The 22,062-nt window shown below is 62.2% G+C and carries 15 protein-coding genes and 3 pseudogenes; all 18 read left to right on the forward strand.

The features are described 5' to 3' along the window. Positions 1-3: 3 nt before the first annotated feature. Positions 4-1,119 carry an aspartate-semialdehyde dehydrogenase gene (gene asd / locus ACJO3T_RS14050; RefSeq protein WP_406978849.1) on the forward strand — a complete coding sequence of 372 codons (1,116 nt, stop codon included), beginning with the start codon at positions 4-6 and terminating at the stop codon, positions 1,117-1,119. Positions 1,120-1,542: 423 nt separating this feature from the next. Next, positions 1,543-4,656 carry a FimV/HubP family polar landmark protein gene (locus tag ACJO3T_RS14055; RefSeq protein ID WP_406978850.1) on the forward strand — a complete coding sequence of 1,038 codons (3,114 nt, stop codon included), beginning with the start codon at positions 1,543-1,545 and terminating at the stop codon, positions 4,654-4,656. An 88-nt stretch (positions 4,657-4,744) separates the two neighbouring features. Continuing rightward, positions 4,745-5,650, forward strand: a complete 906-nt coding sequence (truA, locus tag ACJO3T_RS14060) for a tRNA pseudouridine(38-40) synthase TruA (RefSeq protein ID WP_406978851.1) — start codon at positions 4,745-4,747, stop codon at positions 5,648-5,650. A gap of 11 nt (positions 5,651-5,661) precedes the next feature. Beyond that, positions 5,662-6,324: a phosphoribosylanthranilate isomerase gene (locus ACJO3T_RS14065; protein ID WP_406978852.1), complete on the forward strand. Its 663-nt coding sequence runs from the start codon at positions 5,662-5,664 to the stop codon at positions 6,322-6,324. After that, positions 6,317-7,525 (forward strand): tryptophan synthase subunit beta, encoded by a 1,209-nt coding sequence (trpB, locus tag ACJO3T_RS14070; protein ID WP_406963590.1) that lies wholly within the window; start codon positions 6,317-6,319, stop codon positions 7,523-7,525. Before ACJO3T_RS14065 ends, trpB begins: the two co-directional genes overlap by 8 nt. 46 nt (positions 7,526-7,571) lie before the next feature. Continuing rightward, entirely contained in the window at positions 7,572-8,384 is an 813-nt protein-coding gene (gene trpA, locus ACJO3T_RS14075; protein WP_406978853.1) for a tryptophan synthase subunit alpha, read from the forward strand. A 41-nt stretch (positions 8,385-8,425) separates the two neighbouring features. Further along, the gene (gene accD / locus ACJO3T_RS14080; RefSeq protein WP_406978854.1) at positions 8,426-9,361 is read left to right on the forward strand and encodes an acetyl-CoA carboxylase, carboxyltransferase subunit beta; all 936 of its coding nucleotides are present in this window, start codon (positions 8,426-8,428) and stop codon (positions 9,359-9,361) included. Beyond that, positions 9,348-10,661 carry a bifunctional tetrahydrofolate synthase/dihydrofolate synthase gene (gene folC / locus ACJO3T_RS14085; RefSeq protein WP_406978855.1) on the forward strand — a complete coding sequence of 438 codons (1,314 nt, stop codon included), beginning with the start codon at positions 9,348-9,350 and terminating at the stop codon, positions 10,659-10,661. Before accD ends, folC begins: the two co-directional genes overlap by 14 nt. Before the next feature lie 141 nt (positions 10,662-10,802). After that, a complete protein-coding gene (locus tag ACJO3T_RS14090) occupies positions 10,803-11,498 on the forward strand; it encodes an SPOR domain-containing protein (RefSeq protein ID WP_406963321.1) in 696 nt (231 codons plus the stop codon). Positions 11,499-11,658: 160 nt separating this feature from the next. Beyond that, positions 11,659-12,237 carry a CvpA family protein gene (locus tag ACJO3T_RS14095; RefSeq protein ID WP_406978857.1) on the forward strand — a complete coding sequence of 193 codons (579 nt, stop codon included), beginning with the start codon at positions 11,659-11,661 and terminating at the stop codon, positions 12,235-12,237. A gap of 48 nt (positions 12,238-12,285) precedes the next feature. Then, positions 12,286-13,809, forward strand: coding sequence for an amidophosphoribosyltransferase (gene purF, locus ACJO3T_RS14100; protein WP_406978858.1), 1,524 nt, complete (start codon positions 12,286-12,288; stop codon positions 13,807-13,809). A gap of 7 nt (positions 13,810-13,816) precedes the next feature. Beyond that, positions 13,817-15,040, forward strand: a complete 1,224-nt coding sequence (locus ACJO3T_RS14105) for an O-succinylhomoserine sulfhydrylase (RefSeq protein WP_406963318.1) — start codon at positions 13,817-13,819, stop codon at positions 15,038-15,040. 57 nt (positions 15,041-15,097) lie between these two features. Continuing rightward, positions 15,098-15,716: pseudogene (locus ACJO3T_RS14110) on the forward strand (DNA translocase FtsK 4TM domain-containing protein); the annotation flags it as partial. 392 nt (positions 15,717-16,108) lie between these two features. Next, positions 16,109-17,668, forward strand: a pseudogene (locus ACJO3T_RS14115) (DNA translocase FtsK); the annotation flags it as partial. 18 nt (positions 17,669-17,686) lie between these two features. Further along, positions 17,687-18,325 carry an outer membrane lipoprotein periplasmic chaperone LolA gene (gene lolA, locus ACJO3T_RS14120; RefSeq protein ID WP_406978859.1) on the forward strand — a complete coding sequence of 213 codons (639 nt, stop codon included), beginning with the start codon at positions 17,687-17,689 and terminating at the stop codon, positions 18,323-18,325. After that, positions 18,325-19,674, forward strand: a complete 1,350-nt coding sequence (locus tag ACJO3T_RS14125) for a replication-associated recombination protein A (RefSeq protein WP_406963315.1) — start codon at positions 18,325-18,327, stop codon at positions 19,672-19,674. Before lolA ends, ACJO3T_RS14125 begins: the two co-directional genes overlap by 1 nt. A 156-nt stretch (positions 19,675-19,830) precedes the next feature. Beyond that, entirely contained in the window at positions 19,831-21,105 is a 1,275-nt protein-coding gene (gene serS / locus ACJO3T_RS14130; protein ID WP_406978860.1) for a serine--tRNA ligase, read from the forward strand. A 143-nt stretch (positions 21,106-21,248) separates the two neighbouring features. Further along, positions 21,249-22,010, forward strand: a pseudogene (gene cobA / locus ACJO3T_RS14135) (uroporphyrinogen-III C-methyltransferase); the annotation flags it as partial. Positions 22,011-22,062 lie beyond the last annotated feature (52 nt).

Below are 22,062 nucleotides of genomic sequence, written 5' to 3' on the forward strand. Positions count from 1 at the left end.
CACATGAAGCGAGTTGGACTTGTAGGTTGGCGTGGCATGGTGGGCTCGGTCCTCATGCAGCGCATGCGTGAAGAAAACGATTTTGCCGATATCGATCCGGTGTTCTTTTCCACTTCCCAGACCGGGAAGCCGGCCCCGGACGTTGGCAAGGAAGGCGTCCCGCCACTCCAGGACGCCTTTGACGTTGGCACCCTGAAAACCATGGATGTCATTGTCACCTGCCAGGGTGGTGATTACACCACCGCGGTATACCAGAAACTCCGTGATGCGGGCTGGGATGGCTACTGGATTGATGCCGCCTCCACCCTGCGCATGGTGGACCACTCCGTGATCGTACTGGATCCGGTGAACCGTAACGTCATTGACGAAGCCCTGGGTAAGGGCGTCAAGGACTATATCGGCGGTAACTGCACCGTCAGCCTGATGATGCTGGCGCTGGGTGGCCTGCTGGAGCAGGACCTGATCGAGTGGGTGTCCCCCATGACCTATCAGGCGGCCTCCGGCTCCGGTGCCCAGAACATGCGGGAACTGCTCAACCAGATGGGTTCACTCAACGGTGCCGTGAAGTCCGAGCTTGAAGACCCGTCGTCAGCCATCCTGGAAATCGACCGCAAGGTTACTGACACCATGCGTTCCGGGAACTTTCCCACCGAGCATTTCCAGGTGCCCCTGGCGGGCAGCCTGATTCCGTTTATCGACAAGCAGCTCGATAACGGCATGAGCAAGGAAGAATGGAAAGCCGGCGTGGAGACCAACAAGATCCTGGGTCGCAGCGATAACCCGATCCCCATTGATGGTATCTGCGTGCGGATTGGTGCCATGCGCTCCCACAGTCAGGCCCTGACCATCAAACTGAAGAAGGATCTGCCGATCGACGAGATCGAGTCGATCCTGGCGAAGGCCAACGATTGGGTGAAGGTGGTTCCGAATGAGAAGGAAGCCACCATGGCGGAGCTGACCCCGGCCAAGGTGACCGGCACGCTGAGTGTGCCCATTGGCCGGATTCGCAAGCTGACCATGGGACCGGAGTACATTTCCGCCTTCACGGTCGGGGACCAGTTGCTCTGGGGGGCGGCTGAACCTCTGCGCCGGATGCTGCGCATCCTCCAGGAGCGTTGAAAAACTGACGATTGCAAAGTCGTATAATGCCAACTGTGTACCGTTTCAGGTAACACGTCAGGGGCGCCGGCTGAAATCAGCCGCCGCCCCTGTTATTTTTTCGGGATCTTTTCTCAGTTTGTTCCAAAAATGAGACGGAATAAGCCATCGAATGCTGGAAATGGCGTATCGTGTCCTGAAAGTCTCGACTCAGGCCGATGGTCACCGACCTGTTTTCAGAGGGTTTCTAAACTTGGAGTCACAACTGTTTCCGTGAAATACATCAGGAAGTGGTGCAAAGATGCGGTGTGATTGATTGATAAAGCTGGCATTATCAACAATACTCTCTTCACTCTAAAATTAAAAAAGTGAAAGTCATCCAACCTCGTCCGATTCTGTATTCATCTAGCGGTAACGAATAACGGAGACTGGTAAGGAAAAAGCATGAAAGTACGCAAGCTTGCGGTTGCTCTGGCTCTGGCGGGAGGGCTTGGTTCCGGTGTCGCACAGGCACTGGGGCTCGGGGAGATAGAAATACAGTCCTATCTGAACCAGCCAATGAATGCAGAGATCGACGTTAACAGGCTGGACGGTGTCAGCCCCGACGACATCATTGTTAATCTGGCATCAGAGCAGGATTTTGAACGCGTTGGCTTGCGCCGCGACTTCTTCCTTACGCGCCTGAATTTTGAAGTGACCACCGCGCCCAATGGCGAGCTGGTTATCACGGTGACGTCCAGCGAGCCGGTGCGCGAACCCTACCTGAACTTCCTGGTGGAAGTGACCTGGCCCAGCGGTCGCGTCATGAGGGAATACTCGGTACTGGTGGACCCCCCGGTCTATGCCGAGGATTCCGGGGTCTCCGAGCCCGTGCAGAGCACACAGACCCGGCAGACCACCAGCCAGCCCCGCGACACCGCCGGCCAGGACACTCAGCCGGCTTCCGGTGATGCGACCACCACAACCCGTTCCGCCGTCAGTGGCAGCCTGGAGGTACAGGCATCCGACACGCTCTGGGAAATTGCCGAGCGAGTTCGGCCAGACACCAGTGTGTCCATGGAACAGGTTATGCTGGCCATCCAGGACCTGAATCCCGATGCGTTTATAGACGGCAATATCAACCGGATCAAGCGCGGCGAAATACTCCGGGTGCCGGAGTTGGACGACATGACCTCCCGTACCCGGGCCCAGGCCAGTCGTGAAGTGGCAGCCCAGCACCGGGCCTTCGCCCAGCCTGAGCCCGAAGTGGACGCCACCCAGGGTAATGTCGCTGCGTCGGGCAGCGGTGATGGCGCCGGTCAGGCGTCGCCCGACGAACTCAGGCTGGTAGTGCCTGAGGACGGTGGCGACGCTCGCAGCGACGGTTCTGCCGGTGGTGACGGTCGCCAGGGCGGTACCGCGGATGCGGGTGAGGCCGTCGCGTTGGAGGAACTGGACCGCGTACAACGGGAGAACGACGAACTCAACAGTCGGGTCGAAGACCTGCAGGATCAGGTGGAAACCCTGCAGCGGCTGATCGAGTTGAAGGATACCCAGCTTGCCGAAATCCAGGGTGGCATGGCCGGGGATGGTGAACCCGCGGATGGCTCCGGCGAAGAGCCGGGCGTGACCACAGCGGAGCCCGGTACTGAGGATGCCGCTGATGAAACTGCGACCGCGGAAGGTGACGCCGGGGAAATGGCGGACGATACCATGGCGCAGGATGGTGAGGCCGTGGATGAGGCGGCCGATACTGGCATGCCGGGGGATCAGGCCGAACCGGCGGGCGATGCCATGTCCGGTATGGATGAACCGGCCATGACCGATGAGGACATGGCCGCGGGTGATGACACTACTACCATGCAGTCGCAGGACGACGGGCAGCCGACCGATGCCGCTGCCGATGGCCCCGTGTCTGCCACCGGTGAGCAGCCGGAAGCCGAGCAACCGCAGCCGTCCCGCCCCGGGCAGGACAAGGGCTTCCTGGCCACCGCCATTGACCTGATTGCTGGCAACTTCCTGTACCAGATCGCCCTCGGCGGTTTCCTGGTTCTGCTGTTGCTGGTGGTGCTTCTGATTTCCCGTCGTCGCTCTAACAAGGAGGATGAGTTCTATCAGCAGTTGGATGAAGGCGAAGAAGATGATGGCTTCGAGCTCACCCTGGGAGAGGAAGAAGCAGCGGAATCCGCCGGCGCCATGGAAGAGGCGGACCGGTATGTTTCCTACGGTCAGCATGAAGCCGCCGCTGAAGTGCTGGAAAACGCCATCTCCCGGGAGCCGAGCCGTTCCGACTTGCGCCTGAAGCTGCTGGCGGTCTACGCGGATACCGGCAACCGTGCCGCGTTCGACAAGCAGTACGCGGAGCTGGAAGCCATGGAGCTCGATGACGCCCAGCCGGAAGCGGAAGCCCTTCGTGCCCGCCTGGAAGAAGCAGAATCCACCCCCAGTATCGACGAGCTGGAATCCCAGCTCCGTGGCGGCGACGCTCTGGGTGGCTCCCGGGGGGGTGAGGAAGCCTCCGATAACATGGCCAGCACCCCCATGGATGAGGAAACCAGTGAACTGATGACCTCGTTCGAGGAGCTGGACCTGCCGGAAGAGAACGCAGGAGAATCGGAGGAGGAGGAAGATAGGGACGCACCCATTGAGTATGACTTCTCCGGGCTGGATACCTCCGATGCGACCGAGGAAGAAGCGAAGGGGCCGGAAGCGGAATCCACCCTGGAAGAGGCCGATGACGGCCTTGGCGATATTGACTTCGAACTGCCGGAAGAGCAGGGCAGCGAGGCGGACGTCAGCGACCGGAGCGAAGAGGAGTCCCTGGAACTGGATGACGACTTCGGTTCCCTGGATCTTGAAGATGCCGGCGTTGACAGTGAACCGGCTGCCGAGGACGTGGAAGGCGCGGCAGAGCCCTCCGAAGAGGACAACCTTGATTTCGGTGACCTGGAGCTGGAAGGCGAGGGTGAAGAACCCGTTGACCAGTCCGCCAATCCGGAGGACGAGGCGGACATGGACGAATCCTTCCTCGACGAGCTCGATGCCGAACTGGACAAGGTTACGTCCGGAGAAAGCAGTGATGACGACGGGCTTGAGGATCTGGAGCTGGATGTGTCCGACGAAGACCTGGAGCTGATGGACCAGGCCTCCGAGTCCGAGCCGGAAGACGAAAGCCAGCTCGACCTGGGCGACCTGGACGACCTGGACCTGGAAGAACCGGAGTCCGCGTCTGAGGCCACCGGCGCGGAGCCGACGGGGGACGATCTGTCCGACCTGGAGATTCCCGAGCTCGACAATGAATCGGCGAATGAGGAGGCCGGTACGCCCGTGGAAGAATCTGAACCCCGTTCCGGCGACAAATCCAGCATCGACGAGATCGACGAAGCCTCCCTGGGCGATGATGATGATTTCGATTTCCTGTCCGGCACGGACGAGGTGGCGACCAAGCTGGACCTGGCCCGCGCCTATGTGGATATGGGCGACAGCGAAGGTGCCCGGGAGATCCTGGAGGAGGTGATCCTGGAGGGAAGCGACGGGCAGAAGACCGAAGCGCAATCACTGCTCAAAAAGCTGCCCTGATCCGTTATAATAGTGACCTGAACCAGAACGCCGGCCCATGCGCCGGCGTTCTTTATTGACGCACCCCATCTATCTACCCGGTAACACCTTGTTCCAGACACCCATTCCGCTAACCACTGACAATGCCATCGGCGATGGCCGGGTCGCCCTCGCTCTGGAATACGACGGCGCCGCCTATCATGGCTGGCAGCTTCAGAAAAGCGGCGTGCCATCGGTGGAAGAGACGTTGACCCGGGCGGTCAGCAAGGTTGCGGATGAACCCGTGGGCCTGGTCTGTGCGGGACGCACCGATGCCGGCGTCCATGGCAGCTACCAGGTGGTGCATTTCGATACGCGGGCGGTGCGCAACCTGCGGTCCTGGGTCATGGGGATCAACACGGCACTGCCGCGCAGCATTGCGGTACACTGGGCCGGTAACGCCCCGGAACCCTTCCATGCCCGATTTTCGGCGGTGTACCGCCGCTACCGTTATGTTATCTTCAATGGTCCGGTAAGGCCGGCACTGCTGGCATCACAAGTGTCCTGGACATTCCGTCCGCTGGATGCGGAAGCCATGCAGGAGGCAGCACAGCTGCTGCAGGGGGAGCACGATTTCAGCGCCTTCCGGGCGGCTGGCTGTCAGTCCCGCTCACCCTGGCGTTTCGTGGAGTTCGTCCGGGTCCACCGCCGGGGTGACTATGTGGTGATCGATGTCCAGGCCAACGCCTTCCTGCACCATATGGTGCGGAATTTTGCCGGCACGCTGATGGCCGTTGGCCAGGGTAAATACCCCCCGGCCTGGGTCGCGGAGGTGCTGGCGACCGGTGACCGCCGAAAGGCGGCCGTCACCGCACCGGCGGAAGGGCTTTACCTGGTGGATGTGGGTTACCCGGAGGCGTTTGCCATCCCCGGTGCGCAATGCGGCCCGGCCTTCGTCCGTCCCTGGTTTGATGACGGGTTGAATGCCCCGGCGGCACCGAGCTGGATCCACCGCAAGCCACGAACCCGTTCCTGATGAGGTCAGTTGTGTCTCCAGTACGCACACGCTCCAAAATCTGCGGCATCACCCGACCGGAAGACGCCCTGGCCGCTGCCGAGGCGGGCGCCGACGCCATCGGGCTGGTATTCTACGAGGCCAGTCCGAGGGCCGTGACCCTCGAACAGGCCACGGCCATTGCCGGGGCGTTGCCGGCCTTTGTCACCCTGACCGGGCTTTTCGTCAATCCGACACGCATGGAAGTGGAGCAGGTGCTGGCCCGGGTGCCCCTGGATCTGCTGCAGTTCCATGGCGACGAATCTCAGGATTTCTGTAGCCAGTTCCATCGTCGCTGGATAAAGGCGGTCCGGGTCCGCCATCGAGAAGATATTGAAAAGGCCTTCCGGGACTGGAATCGGGCATCGGGATTGCTGGTGGATGCGTATGATCCACAGCGGTATGGCGGGACCGGCCATAGTTTTGACTGGTCCGTCATCCCGGAACAGCGTCCGTTACCCCTGATATTGGCCGGTGGTCTCAACTCTGCTAACGTTGCCACCGCCACCCGGCAGGTTCGGCCCTGGGGTGTGGACGTCAGTGGCGGCGTGGAAGCGTCCGACGGCACACCTGAAGGCACCCGCAAGGGCATCAAGGACGCCGCCAAAATTACCGAGTTTCTGAGCGAGGTTAATCGTGCCAACCAAACTGACTGAAGAAATGCTGAGCCAGCTGCCGGACGCCCGGGGGCATTTCGGGGCCTACGGCGGTCGTTTCGTGTCCGAGACACTGATGGATTCGCTGATGACCCTGGAACGGGAATACCTCCGGCTGAAGACGGATCCGGAATTCCAGGCGGCGTTCGACAAGGATCTGGCCCACTATGTCGGCCGCCCCAGTCCGCTCTACTTTGCCGAGCGACTGACCCGGGAAACCGGCGGCGCCCAGATCTGGCTCAAACGCGAAGACCTCAACCACACCGGTGCCCACAAGGTGAACAACACCATCGGTCAGGCCCTGCTGGCGTCGTTCCTTGGCAAGACACGCGTTATCGCCGAAACCGGCGCTGGCCAGCACGGTGTTGCCACGGCGACGGTCTGCGCCCGGCTGGGGCTGGAATGCCACGTGTTCATGGGCGCCGAGGACGTACAGCGACAGTCCCTCAACGTCTATCGCATGAAACTGTTGGGGGCGGAAGTCCATGCCGTCGAAAGTGGCACCCGCACCCTGAAGGACGCCATGAACGACGCCATGCGTGACTGGGTGGCCAACGTTGACGACACCTTCTACATCATTGGTACTGTGGCCGGTCCCCATCCCTATCCGTTGCTGGTGCGTGACTTCCAGGCGGTTATCGGTCGCGAGACCCGGCAACAGGCACTGGAGCAGGCCGGAAAACTCCCGGATGCCCTGGTGGCCTGTGTGGGTGGCGGTTCCAATGCCATCGGCATGTTCTATCCGTTCCTGACCGACGAGTCCGTCAAGCTCTATGGGGTCGAGGCGGGTGGCCTGGGCCTGGAAACCGGCCAGCACGCCGCGCCCCTGGCGGCGGGTCGCCCCGGTGTCCTTCATGGCAACCGCACCTACCTGATGGAAGACGAGAATGGTCAGATTGCCGCAACCCACTCCGTGTCCGCCGGGCTTGATTACCCGGGGGTAGGACCGGAGCACAGCTGGCTCAAGGACATCGGCCGCGCGGAGTACGTGTCGGTAACGGATGATGAAGCCCTGGCGGCGTTCCGCCGGCTGACCCGGGTCGAGGGCATCATGCCTGCACTGGAAACCGCCCATGCCGTGGCCTACGCCATCAAACTGGCCGCCGACATGGATCCGGAGCAGATGGTGGTGATCAACATTTCCGGTCGCGGCGACAAGGATATCCACACCATTGCCCAGCTTGACGGCATCGAGGTCTGAGCCCGGTGCCGGACCAGGATCCACTGATACAGGAGCACGCATACGCATGAGTCGAATTGCAGGGGTGCTGGACACTCTCCGGGAGCAGGGCCGCAAGGCGCTGATTCCCTATATTACCGCCGGTGATCCACACCCGGACCAGACCGTTGAACTGATGCACACCCTGGTGGCAGCGGGGGCGGACATTATCGAGCTGGGCGTACCCTTTTCCGACCCCATGGCCGATGGCCCGGTGATCGCGCTGGCCTGCGAGCGGGCGCTGAAACACGGCACCTCACTGCGTCAGGTGACGGCCATGGTGAAGACCTTCCGCGAGAAGGATCCCCATACGCCCGTGGTGCTGATGGGTTACCTGAACCCGATGGAAGCCATGGGTTACGAGGCCTTTGCCGATGCCGCAGCGGATGCCGGTGTGGACGGCATCCTCACGGTGGACCTGCCGCCGGAGGAAGCCGACGAAGTGGCGCCACTGTTCACTCAGCGCCGGATGGACTCCATTTTCCTGCTGTCGCCCACCACCACCGATGAGCGCATACGTGCAATCAGTGAACACTCTTCGGGCTATGTGTACTATGTTTCCATAAAAGGTGTGACCGGTGCCGCCTCCATTGATGTGGAGGAAGTGGGTCGCAAGGTGGCCAATGTCCAGCGCATTGCCGCGTTGCCGGTGGGTGTCGGTTTCGGGATCCGTGACGCGGAAACCGCCGCCGCCGTGGGTAAGGTATCCGATGGTGTAATAGTCGGCAGCGTGCTGGTGGATACAATAGCTCGCCATCAATCGGATCCGGCCGGGCTGAAAAAGGCGCTTACGGATCTGCTGCACCCAATGCGAGAAGCGCTGGACGGGCTGGCCTCCTGACGGCGTCGCGTTCAGCCTCCATGGAATGACAGGATGACAAAATGAGCAACTGGCTAGACAAGATCATGCCGAGCAAGATCCGCTCGGAATCCAAACAGCGAACCGGTGTGCCCGAGGGGCTCTGGAAGAAGTGCCCCAAGTGTGGCGCATTCCTCTATAAGCCGGAGCTGGACAAGAACCTTGATGTCTGCCCCAAGTGCAACCATCACTTGCGGGTGAGTGCGCGTCGTCGCCTGGAAATCTTCCTGGACGACGATGGTCGCGAGGAAGTGGCCAACGAACTGGAGCCGTGGGATCGCCTGAAGTTCAAGGATACCCGGCGCTACAAGGAGCGCTTGGCCCAGAACCAGAAGGCTACCGGTGAAAAGGATGCCCTGGTGGTCATGCGTGGCCGCACCCTGGGCATTCCCCTGGTGGCCTGTGCCTTCGAGTTCAACTTCCTGGGTGGCTCCATGGGGCAGGTGGTAGGCGAAAAGTTCGTCCGCGCCGCCAACATCTGCCTGGAGGAGCGAATCCCTCTGGTCTGCTTCTCGGCGTCCGGCGGCGCCCGCATGCAGGAAGCCATCCTGTCCCTGATGCAGATGTCCAAGACCGCTGCCGTGCTGGAACGGATGAAGCAGGAGGGCATTCCCTACATCTCCGTGATGACCGATCCGGTGTTCGGTGGTGTCTCGGCCAGCCTGGCCATGCTGGGTGACCTGAATATCGCCGAGCCCTATGCTCTGATCGGCTTTGCCGGTCCCCGGGTCATCGAGCAGACCGTGCGGGAAAAACTGCCGGAAGGCTTCCAGCGCAGTGAGTTCCTGCTGGAGCACGGTGCCATCGACATGATCCTCCATCGCCACAAGATGCGCGAACGTATTGCGTCCATTCTGGCCAAGTTCACCGACCTGGACCGGCCGGAAAAAGAAGAGCCCATCGAATTCGAGGTGACGGAACGCCCGGACTCACCTGACGCGGCCAATGCCGAGCAGTGATCGGATGGTGCCCGCCTCTCCGGGGGCGGGCGCCGGGCTGTCCGACTGGCTCTCGTATCTCGAATCCATTCATCCGGTGGAGATGGACCTGGGCCTGGACCGGGTCCTGCTGGTGCTGCGCAAGCTGATGCCGTCGGGGCCGCAGGGTCGCGTGATTACAGTGGGGGGCACCAACGGCAAGGGCAGTACCGTGGCTGCCCTGGAAGCCCTGTTGCTGGCCGCCGGGAAGACCGTCGGCTGCTATACTTCACCCCATCTGCTGGTCTATAACGAACGGGTGCGACTCAATGGCCATGATGCCAGTGACGAGGCGCTGATCCGGGCGTTCGAGCAGGTGGAGAAGGCCCGGGGCCGTACCTCACTCACCTATTTCGAATTCGGCACACTGGCGGCCTTCCTGGTGATGGCGGAAGCTGGCGTGGACAACCTGGTGCTGGAAGTGGGGCTGGGTGGTCGCCTGGATGCGGTCAATGTTCTCGATGCCGACCTGGCGATTATTACCTCGGTTGACCTTGATCACACCGCCTGGCTCGGTAACGATCGCAACACCATCGGTTATGAAAAGGCCGGTATCCTGCGTCCCGGACAGACGGCCATCTACGGAGATGACGATCCTCCACCCTCCATCCTGCAGCAGGCCAGTGCCCAGAACGTTCGCCTGCTCCGGCCCGGACAGGGCTATGACATCCGCACGTCGGGGACCGGGGCACAACTGGTGACTGCCGATGGCCACGGGATCGACCTGCCTGGGAACAGCCTGCCATTGAACAGTCTGGCGGCTGCGGCCATGGCCTGCCTGGCGCTGGATGTGGGCCTGGATGACGCGGCGATAGCCCGGGTGCTGGCCAGCGTTGCCCTGCCGGGGCGTTTTGAGCGGGTGGCCCGGTCGCCGGATGTGTTCCTGGATGTGGGGCACAATCCCCACGCCGCACTCTGGCTCGCCCGTCGGCTCGACACTCTGCGTGACTACCATGGTTATCGGCGGGTGCTGGCCGTCTATGCGGGCCTCGCAGACAAGGATTCGGTGGGTGTGGCCCGGGCCCTGGTGCCGCAGGTGGATCACTGGTTTCTGGCGGGGCTTGACGTGCCCCGCAGCCTGTCCGGAGAGTCACTGGCCGTGCGTCTTGAACCGGAACTCCCGGACGGCAGGACCACCGTCCACGATCATGTGGCTGGGGCCATTGCCGATGCGGTGCAGTCGGCGGGGGAGAGCGACCTGGTGCTGGTGTTCGGCTCCTTCTTTACCGTGGTGGAAGGCAAGCGGTATTTTGCAGGCGGGGTATCAGAAAAAGCGGAGTAACGCCTTACGGTTCCGTCATGGACCAGACGACGCTTTGAGTTGGCGGTCTGTGGCGGTTATATTCACACTCATGACGTCGACGTATCCGGTCACCCGTGACCGGTCACGCTACCATGGCCTGTAACAGGGAGCCGAAGTAAGGTGAATGGACTGAAGCAGCGTATTATCGGAGCATTGGTGCTGATTTCACTGGCGGTGATCTTCGTGCCGATGATGTTTGACGAACCCCACGACGAACGCGCCGTCCGTTCCCTGGATATCCCCGAAGAGCCACCGTTCCCGGAAGTGTCCGTGCCCGAGCAGGATGAGTCCCTGAGCGGCGTGCCGGACTATCGTGTGGAGGAAGCGGACCCGGCACCCACCCCGGAGATTGTCGAGGACCCGGCCATGGGCACCCAGCCGGGACAGGCTTCTGGCGAAAGCGACGATGTCGCCCCCGTCGAGCAGCCGCTGGTGGGTGAGGAAGAGCCTTCCGAGTCAGAAACCACCGCATCGGCGGAAAACGCCGACAATGCCGGCGAGACATCAGCCGATCAACAGGCATCCGCCCCCTCCGAACCGGATACCTCCGGGGAAGGGGATTTCGAGCGCACCCTGGAGGGCGCCTGGGTACTGCAGCTCGGCAGCTTTGGCGATGAGTCGAACGCCCGCCGACTGCGGGACAATGTGCGGGAGCGCGGCTATGGCGCCCATCTGCAGGAAGTGGTCCGTGATGACCAGCGCCTGGTCCGGGTATTCTCCGGTCCGTTTGCCGAAAAGGCCGAGGCCGAGAAAGCCAAGGAAGTGCTGGACAAGGCGTTCGGCGTCAAGTCCCTGGTGACCGAGGGCGGTGGTTGATCATAACCGTCGCCCATGGATTGTCCTGAAATGCCCCCTGAGGTTCCGGGTGCCCCCGTTTGCTCCTCGTCCTGTAGGCATAACCACAAGTGCCCGGATGGTTTGGGTTGCCGGTGATTCCTGATAGAATTCGCGTTTCCTGTTCATCACCGGGTTACTCATGAACGCGCTGATCTGGATCGACTGGGTCATTATCGCCCTGCTGACAATTTCCACCCTGATCAGCCTGAAACGGGGCTTCGTCAGGGAAGCGCTGTCGCTTGTCACCTGGGTGGCGGCGTTCATCATTGCCCGGACCTTCCATCCGCAGATGCAGTCGCTGCTGGCCAGTACCGTGGAAACCCCGCTGGTTCGCCTGATTGCCGCCTTTGCCATTCTGTTTGTCGCCACGTTGATTGTCGGCGCCATCGTCAACAACCTGATTGGCCATCTGGTCCGGGTGACCGGGTTGAGTGCCACTGACCGGGTGCTGGGCATGATCTTCGGGCTGTTGCGGGGTGTGGTCGTGGTGGTAGTGGCCATTGCCTTCACTCGGTACACGCCACTGGCGGAGGATACCTGGTGGCGGCAGTCCCTGATGATTGAACGCCTGGGCGTGGTGGAAGACTGGTCCCGGCGGACCTTTGGTGATGAATTCGAACGTTTCCTGGGACCCGCACCGTCGGGCGAGGCCGTGCAGGAGAAGGTATCCGAGGCAGTCAGGAACCGGGCCCTGGAGTCCGGTGCCGAGAACCTCTGATTACCGCCTGAATGCAGTTGATCTAATGTTCTGGAGAACACAGCACTCATGTGTGGAATTGTAGGCATTGTCAGTACACAGTACGTGAATCAGGCGTTGTATGACGCCCTGACCGTACTCCAGCACCGGGGCCAGGATGCGGCCGGTATCGTGACCTTTCAGGATGAGCGGTTTTTCCTGCGCAAGGACAACGGCCTGGTGCGGGATGTGTTCCTGACCTCGCACATGCGTCGGCTGGTGGGCAACGTGGGTATCGGCCATGTCCGTTACCCCACCGCTGGCAGCTCCAGTTCCGCCGAGGCCCAGCCGTTCTACGTTAACAGCCCCTACGGCATTACCCTGGCCCATAACGGCAACCTGACCAATGCCGACGACCTGGCACGGGATCTGTTCCGCACCGACCTGCGTCATATCAATACCAATTCCGACTCGGAAGTGCTGTTGAACGTGTTTGCCCACGAACTGCAGAAACTGGGCAAGCTCAACCCCACCAAAGATGAAATCTTCGCGGCGGTGAGGGCAGTGCACAAGCGCTGTCGTGGCGCCTATGCGGTAATCGCCATGATCACGGGTTACGGCATCGTCGGCTTCCGCGACCCCAACGGTATTCGCCCAGCCTGTTATGGCGTGCGCGAAACCGACGAAGGCAAGGAGTATATGATTGCCTCCGAGAGCGTGGCCCTCAATGCCGCCGGCTTCCGTCTGGTTCGGGACATCGCCCCGGGTGAGGCGGTGTACATTGAAACCGACGGCACCCTGTACACCGAGCAGTGCGCGGAGGCCCCGAGCCTGCACCCGTGTATCTTCGAGCATGTATACTTTGCCCGTCCTGATTCCATCATGGACAAGGTGTCGGTCTACAAGGCCCGCCTGCGCATGGGCGAAACCCTGGCGGACAAGGTGCTGCGGGAGCGGCCCGACCATGACATCGACGTGGTGATGCCCATTCCCGACACCAGCCGGACCTCCGCCCTGCAGATGGCGCACCGGCTGGGGGTGAAGTTCCGGGAAGGCTTTATCAAGAACCGCTACATTGGCCGCACATTCATCATGCCCGGCCAGACCATGCGCAAGAAATCCGTGCGCCAGAAACTGAACCCCATCGATCTGGAGTTCCGGGGCAAGAACGTGATGCTGGTGGATGACTCCATCGTGCGTGGCACCACCTGCCACGAGATCATCCAGATGGCCCGGGATGCCGGGGCCCGCAAGGTGTATTTCGCCTCCGCCGCGCCCCCGGTGCGTTATCCCAATGTGTACGGCATCGATATGCCGTCGCCCCAGGAACTGATTGCCCATAACCGCACCGTGGAGGATATCCAGAAGCTGATTGGTGCCGACTGGCTGGTCTACCAGGACCTGGATGACCTGATTTCCTGTGTCAATGATGTGAACCCGGACATTGAGGGCTGGGAGTGTTCGGTCTTCAATGGCAATTATATTACAGGCGATGTGGACGATGCCTACCTGGCGCGGCTTGATGCCCTGCGCCGGGACGAGGTCAGGGAAGCGGCCAGGGCCGGCCTTCCCGAAGACAACGGTATCATCGACCTGCATAACGACGAAGACTGAGGAAAGCATGACCCATCGCCGCGAAGAGCATACCTTCATACCGGAGCCGGACCTGGAAGGGGTGTCCGTGGATACCCTCGCGGTGCGTGCGGGACAGCACCGCACCAGCGAGCTTGAGCACAGCGATGCCATCTTCCCGACATCCAGTTTTGTCTATGGCAGCGCCGCCCAGGCCGCCGCCCGCTTCGGCGGTGACGAGCCCGGCAACATCTACTCCCGCTTCACCAATCCGACGGTGAAGGCATTCGAGGAGCGCATTGCGGCCATGGAGGGTGGCGATCGTGCGGTGGCCACGGCATCCGGCATGGCGGCCATCCTGGCCACCTGCATGGCATTGCTGCAGCAGGGAGATCATGTGGTGTGCTCCCGGGGCGTTTTCGGAACCACCAATGTGCTGTTCCAGAAATACCTGGCACGGTTTGGGGTATCCACTACCTTTGTCGGCCTGACCGATATGGAAGGTTGGCGGGCGGCGGTCACCGACCGTACGCGCCTGCTGTTTATCGAGACCCCGTCCAACCCCCTGTGCGAGGTGGCGGACATGACGGCGCTGGCCGAGCTGGCCCACGCCAACGACGCCCTGTTCGTGGTGGACAACTGTTTCTGCACGCCGGTGCTGCAGCGCCCGTTCGAGTATGGCGCGGATATTGTGATCCATTCCGCCACCAAGTACCTGGACGGCCAGGGGCGCTGCCTGGGTGGCGTTGTGGTGGGCAACAATCAACTGATGGAAGAAGTATTCGGCTTCCTGCGGTCGGCAGGCCCCACCATGAGCCCGTTCAATGCCTGGATCTTCCATAAAGGCCTGGAAACCTTACCAATCCGTATGCGTGCCCACTGTGAGAATGCGCTACAGTTGGCCCGTTGGCTGGAACAGCAGCCTGCGGTTGAAAAGGTCTACTACGCCGGGCTGGAGAGCCATCCCCAGCACGAGCTGGCGAGCCGGCAGCAGGATGGCTATGGCGGTGTGTTGTCGTTCACCGTCCGTGGCGGTCAGCCGGAGGCCTGGGCCTTTATCGATGCCACCCGCATGGTGTCCATCACTGCCAACCTGGGTGACGTGAAAACCACGATCACCCACCCGGGAACCACCACCCATGGCCGGTTGTCCCCGGAAGACAAGGCGCTGGCCGGCATCAGCGATAACCTGATCCGGCTGTCAGTGGGTGTTGAAGCCCTTGAAGACCTGAAGAACGACATGCGCCGGGGCCTGCAGGCCCTGGAGACTTGATGCCGGCGGTATCATCGTTTTCGCCATTTCATCAGCAGAGGATCGTTTCCGGACTTCATGGCTAAGACTGGCAAGCAAGAAGCGGCCCCAGCGGCGCTCACGGAAAAACAGCAGCGGTTTCGCCGTCTGGTCGCCCAGGGTGCCAGGGAAGGTCTGGTCATTGCGCTGATCGCATTGACCATCTTCCTGGCCATGGCCCTCGCCACTTACAGCCCGGCCGATCCCGGCTGGGCGTCCATCGGCCATCAGATTAATGTGGACAATGCCGCCGGTCGCTTTGGTGCCTGGCTGGCCAGCCTGATGATGGATGTATTCGGGCAGGTCTCCTACCTGTTTCCCCTCATGGTGGCGGGATACGCACTGCTGCTGATCCGCCTGCGTCATGATCCCCTGGAGATGCACTGGCCCCTGCTGCTGGTCAGGGCGGGGGGCTTCCTGCTGATCCTGTTGTCCGCCTGCAGCCTGCTGGCCCTGTATTCCCTGTTCGGCCTGGGGGCAACCTCCGGTGGTGTGCTGGGGCAGGCGGTGTCCTCCGCCATGGTCCGCTTCTTCAATCTGCCCGCCACCACCCTGATCCTGGTGGCCATCTTCCTGTTCGCATTGACCGTGACCACGGGGCTGTCCTGGTTCCGGTTGATGGACGCGGTGGGCGGCTACACGCTCAAGGGGCTGCTCTGGCTCAAGGACCTGTTCACCCCCGGTGAGTCCTCCGACGACGAAGACGCCAGGCCGGAATCTGCCCGCAAGGTGAATCCCGCACCGGAGCCGCCCGTGCTGACCGCTACCGGGGCAGGGGAGGAGACATCCGGCAAGCCCCGGTGGCGTTGGTTGTGGCCATTTGGCGGGAAAAAGGATGATGATAACGATGAGGTCTCCCGGCCCAAGGCGGATCCCATGTCCGCGCGGCGTGGGCTGGACGACGATGAGCCGGTGATCCTGGAAAGTTTCAGTTCCCGGGACGACGAGGCACCGGCACCGAATCCGAAAAAGTCCAATGGCAGGAAGACGGATGCGGCCAATAACAGCAAGGTGAAAATCTCGCCGTTCAAGCGGGACGACGTCAGTGAGTCGGAGAAGGCGGAGACCCGTAAACAGGCGTCCCTGTTTGAGGACCTGGAAAGTCCGATACCGCCACTGACGCTGCTGGACCCGCCGGAGGAACACAAGGGCCAGGGCTACTCCGAGGAATCCCTGGAACACATGTCGCGGATGCTGGAAGAGAAACTGGCGGATTTCGGTGTCTCCGTGGAGGTGGTCGAGGTTAATCCTGGCCCGGTGATCACCCGCTTCGAGATCAAGCCGGCGCCGGGTGTGAAAGTCAGCAAGATCTCCAACCTGGCCAAGGACCTGGCCCGGTCCCTGGCGGTGCTCAGCGTACGGGTGGTGGAGGTGATTCCCGGCAAGTCCGTGGTGGGTATTGAGATTCCCAACGAGAAGCGGGACATGGTGCGCCTGAGCGAGGTGCTCGGGGCGAAAGTGTTCACCGAATCCTCATCGGCACTGACCCTGGCGCTGGGTAACGATATCGGCGGCAACCCCATGGTGGCCAACCTGTCGAAGATGCCTCACCTGCTGGTGGCCGGGACCACCGGCTCTGGTAAATCCGTGGGCGTGAACGCCATGCTGATCAGTATGCTGCTGAAGGCGACGCCGGAGGATGTGCGCTTCATCATGGTGGATCCGAAGATGCTGGAACTGAGCATCTATGAAGGGATCCCGCACCTTCTGTCGCCTGTGGTGACGGACATGAAGGACGCCGCCAATGCGCTGCGCTGGTGTGTGGCCGAGATGGAGCGCCGCTACAAACTGATGGCCAATCTCGGGGTCAGGAATGTGGCCGGCTACAACCGCAAGGTGAAGGACGCGCGGGCTGCCGGCGAACCACTCCTCGACCCCTTCTGGAAGCCGGACGAGTACCTGGACAACGACGAACAGCAGCGGCCTGAGCTGGAAACCCTGCCGTTTATCGTGGTGGTGATTGACGAGTTCGCCGACATGATGATGATCGTCGGCAAGAAGGTGGAAGAGCTGATCGCCCGCATCGCCCAGAAGGCGAGGGCAGCTGGTATCCACCTGATCCTGGCCACCCAGCGTCCGTCGGTGGACGTGATCACCGGCCTGATCAAGGCCAACATCCCCACCCGGATTTCCTTCCAGGTGTCCTCCAAGATCGACTCCCGCACGGTACTGGACCAGGGTGGCGCCGAGCAGTTGCTGGGTCATGGCGATATGCTTTACCTGCCGCCGGGTTCCGGCCTGCCGGTGCGGGTCCACGGCGCCTTCGTGGATGACGACGAGGTGCATCGTATCGTCAATGCCTGGAAGGCCCGTGGGGAACCGGAATACGTGGACGATGTCCTTAATGGAGCAGAGGGCGAGAGCCTGCCCGGTGTGCCCACCCTGTCCGAGGGTGGGGGCGACAGTGAAGGCGACGCGCTCTTTGATGAAGCGGTGGCGTTTGTCACCGAGGGGCGGCGGGTGTCCATCTCTTCGGTTCAGCGCAAGTTCAAGATCGGCTACAACCGGGCCGCAAACCTGGTGGACGCCATGGAAGCCGCCGGTGTGGTCAGCCCCGCCGGCCATAATGGCGCCAGGGAAGTCCTTGCGCCGCCACCCCCGAAACCCTGAGTTCTCAGGAGGTACTGAATGATCAAAGCGGGTCGAACAATTCTGGCCGCGGCAGCACTGGTGCTGTTCTCCTCGTTCACCTGGGCGCAGGAGCAGGCCGCCGAACGCCTGGCCGACACCCTGAGCAGCTATGCCACCTTCCAGGCCGGCTTCACCCAGACCGTGGCGGATGACCAGGGCCGGGTGATCCAGGAAACCAGCGGCACCCTCAAGGCCAAGCGGCCGGGGCTGTTCTACTGGGAAACCGAGCCTCCCACCAACCAGTTCATTGTCAGCAACGGCGAGACCGTTGAGCTGTACGACCCGGACCTGGAACAGGTCACCATCCAGGACCTTGATGAGCAGGTCAGTACCACCCCGGCCCTGCTGCTCAGTGGCGAGACCGACGGCCTGGCGGAAACCTACGAGATCACCGAGGCCCGCTACGGCGACCACACCCGGGAATATACCCTGGTGCCCCGCAGCGAGGATTCGCTGTTCCTGTCGCTGACACTGACGTTCTACGACGATGAGCTTCAGGCCATGCGTCTGGAGGACTCCCTGGGCCAGCGTACGGAGCTCGAGTTCGGTAACATCCGTATCAACCAGCCGGTGCCGGACATGGCGTTCAAGCTGGACTACCCGGAGTCGGTGGATGTGATCCAGGGTATGCAGTAATGCAGGACAGCCTGTTCGGGGACCAGCGCGGGTTCGAGCCGCTGGCGGCACGCATGCGGCCCCGCAACCTGGATGAGTACGTGGGCCAGGCCCACCTGGTGGGGCCCGGCAAACCGCTGCGCCAGGCGGTGGAGCAGGGGCAGCTCCACTCGATGATCCTGTGGGGGCCGCCCGGCGTGGGCAAGACCACCTTCGCCCGCCTGCTGGCCAGTGTCGGCGATATGGGGTACGAAACCCTGTCGGCGGTGCTGTCCGGGGTCAAGGATATCCGCGCCGCCGTGGAGCGGGCCCGCAGCCGCAAGCAGGCGGAAGGGCGGGACACCCTGCTGTTCGTGGACGAGGTGCACCGCTTCAACAAGAGCCAGCAGGATGCTTTCCTGCCCCACATCGAGGATGGCACCTTCATCTTTGTGGGGGCCACCACCGAGAACCCGTCGTTTGAACTCAACAGTGCCCTGCTGTCCCGCACCCGGGTGTACGTGCTCAAGAATATCGAGGAGCCGGACCTGATCGGGCTGCTGAAACGGGCCCTGCACGCCGAGGAGGGCCTGGCGGACCGGGTCACCGTCAGTGATCCGGTGCTGGCAATGATGGCCGCTGCCGGCAGTGGTGATGCCCGCCGGGCCCTGAACGTGCTGGAGGTGGCCTCCGACCTGGCGGAACCGGGTGCCGATGGCCGCCCGGAGATCACCGAGGCGGTGCTGGAGCAGGTCCTTCAGAGCAGCCTGCGCCGCTTCGACAAGGGCGGCGACGTGTTCTACGACCAGATCTCCGCCCTCCATAAGGCGGTGCGGGGGTCGGACCCGGACGGCTCCCTGTACTGGATGTGCCGCATGCTGGATGGTGGCGCCGATCCGCTCTATGTGGCACGCCGGCTGGTCAGGATCGCCTCCGAGGATATCGGCAACGCCGACCCCCGGGCCCTGCGCATGTGCCTCGACGCCTGGGAGGTGCAGGAGCGCCTGGGTTCCCCTGAAGGTGAACTGGCCATGGCCCAGGCGGTTACTTACATGGCCCTGGCTCCCAAGAGCAATGCGGTCTACAGCGCCTACAACCAGTGTATGGCCGATATCCGCCAGGACCCGGATTACCAGGTGCCCGTCCACATCCGCAACGCGCCCACCTCGCTGATGAAGGACCTGGGCTATGGTGAGGAATACCGTTACGCTCATGACGAACCCGAGGCCTTTGCCGCCGGTGAAGCCTACCTGCCCGAGGAGATCCACCAACGCCGTTATTACGAGCCGGTGCCCCGGGGGCTGGAGATCAAACTCGGGGAGAAGCGCCAGCGCCTGGATACCATGAACAGCGCCAGCCAACGGCAGCGTTATCCGTCCGGCAAGTCCTGACACGGGGTCACCCACGGGTCGCCTGTATCCGGTGGATCCGCCCCTTCTTCCCATACCCCTTCCGCAATTGCCTGTCATACCTTAACGGGGGACACGGCGAACGGTTATAATCTCCCGCTATTGCTATCAATCACACCCAGTCAAACAGGGATTGCCATGCTCGACCCGAAACGTGTCCGCGCTGAAACCGACGACATTGCCCGCCGCCTGGCGGTCAAGCACTTTACCTTTGATCGCGACCAGTTCAACGAGCTGGAAGAGAAGCGTCGATCCATCCAGGTGCGGACCGAAACCCTCCAGAGCGAGCAGAACCGCCGGTCCAAGTCCATCGGCAAGGCCAAGGCCGCGGGTGAGGATATCCAGCCCCTGCTGCAGGAAGTGGAAGACCTGAAGCGTCAGAAGGCGGAAGCGGAGGATGAACTCCGCGCTGTCCAGGAAACCCTGGCCGCTTTCCTGGACGGCATCCCGAACGTGCCGGACGACACCGTGCCGGAGGGGGAGAGCGAGGACGAGAATGTAGAGGTGCGCCAATGGGGCACGCCCCGTTCCTTCGATTTCGAGGTGAAGGACCATGTCAGTCTGGGCGAGGCCCTGGGCGGCATGGATTTCGAGGCCGGCACCCGTCTGGCCCACAGCCGGTTCGTGGCCATGCGGGGCGGCATTGCCCGCCTGCACCGGGCGCTGACCCAGTTCATGCTGGATCAGCACACCCTGGAGCATGGTTACGAGGAAACCTATGTTCCTTATCTGGTGAACAAGGATACCCTGTACGGAACCGGTCAGTTGCCGAAGTTCGAGGAGGACCTGTTCCGTATTGACGGCGAACAGCCCCTGTACCTGATTCCCACCGCCGAGGTGCCGGTGACCAACCTGGTGGGAGACAGCATTCTGGACGACGCCAGCCTGCCGCTGAAGTTTGTCGCCCATACGCCGTGCTTCCGCAGTGAGGCAGGCTCCTACGGTCGTGATACCCGGGGCATGATCCGGCAGCACCAGTTCGACAAGGTGGAGCTGATCCATATCGTGCGCCCCGGGGAATCCGAGGCGGCGCTGGAGGAACTCACCGGCAATGCGGAAAAGATCCTGCAGCTCCTCGACCTGCCGTACCGGGTGGTGGAACTGTGCGGTGGCGACATCGGCTTCGCCGCCGCGCGCACCTATGACCTGGAGGTCTGGTTGCCGGGGCAGGGCAAGTACCGTGAGATTTCCTCCTGTTCCAACACCCGGGACTTCCAGGCACGCCGCATGCATGCCCGGTGGCGTAACCCGGAAACCGGTAAGCCCGAGCCCGTCCATACCTTGAATGGCTCAGGGCTCGCTGTTGGCCGCACCTTGATTGCGGTTGTGGAGAACTACCAGCAGGCGGACGGCAGCATCGAGGTGCCGGAAGCGCTGCGCCCCTATATGAGAGGTCTGGACAGGATTCAATGACAGGAAAGGAAAAGACGGACGTTCGCCCGGAACAGGGTGGTGCACCCCGATCCGTGGACGCACCATTAAAGGGCGGTTCGGGGGTTCGGCTCCCGTCCCGCTACCGGGTGAACCCGGTCACGCGGAACCCCAATTCTTCGGAAGGCGAGGTGTTCCTGGTCGGCGCCGGTCCCGGAGACCCGGAACTGCTGACCCTGAAAGCCTGGCGGATCCTGCAGCAGGCGGACATCGTGCTCTACGATCGGCTGGTGTCTCAGCCCATCATGGAGTTGATCCCCGAGGGCACTGAGCTGGTGCATGTGGGCAAGAAGCGCGCCGATCACACGCTTCCCCAGGACCAGATCAACCAGAAGCTGGTGGACCTGGCCCGGGAAGGCCGTCGGGTGGTGCGCCTGAAGGGCGGCGACCCCTTTATCTTCGGTCGGGGTGGTGAAGAGATCGAAACCCTGGCGGAAGCCGGCGTCCGCTTCCAGGTGGTTCCCGGTATCACGGCGGCCTCCGGTTGTGCCGCCTACGCTGGTATTCCGCTGACTCACCGTGACTACGCCCAGTCCGTGCGCTTTGTCACCGGTCACCTGAAGAATGACACCTGCGACCTGCCGTGGACCGACTTTGTCCAGACCAACCAGACCCTGGTGTTCTACATGGGGCTGGTGGGGTTGCCCATTATCGTGCGCGAGCTCACCGCCCATGGCATGTCGCCATCTATGCCGGTGGCCCTGGTGTCCCGGGGAACGACGCCGGAGCAGGAAGTGGTGAGCGGGACCCTGGAGGATATAGTTGACAAGGTGCGGCAGAGTGCGGTGCAGGCCCCGACGCTGGTGATCATCGGCGAAGTGGTGGGGCTCAGGGGAAAACTGGACTGGATAGCCGCCGTACAGGTCGGCGAGACGGGGCAGGACTGAACGGACCAGGTAGGAGTCTGCGCGATTTCTACCGCGCAGACTCCCAGGCCGG

It is taken from the genome of Marinobacter shunpengi (genome assembly GCF_045449715.1).
In the GTDB taxonomy this organism is placed as follows: domain Bacteria; phylum Pseudomonadota; class Gammaproteobacteria; order Pseudomonadales; family Oleiphilaceae; genus Marinobacter.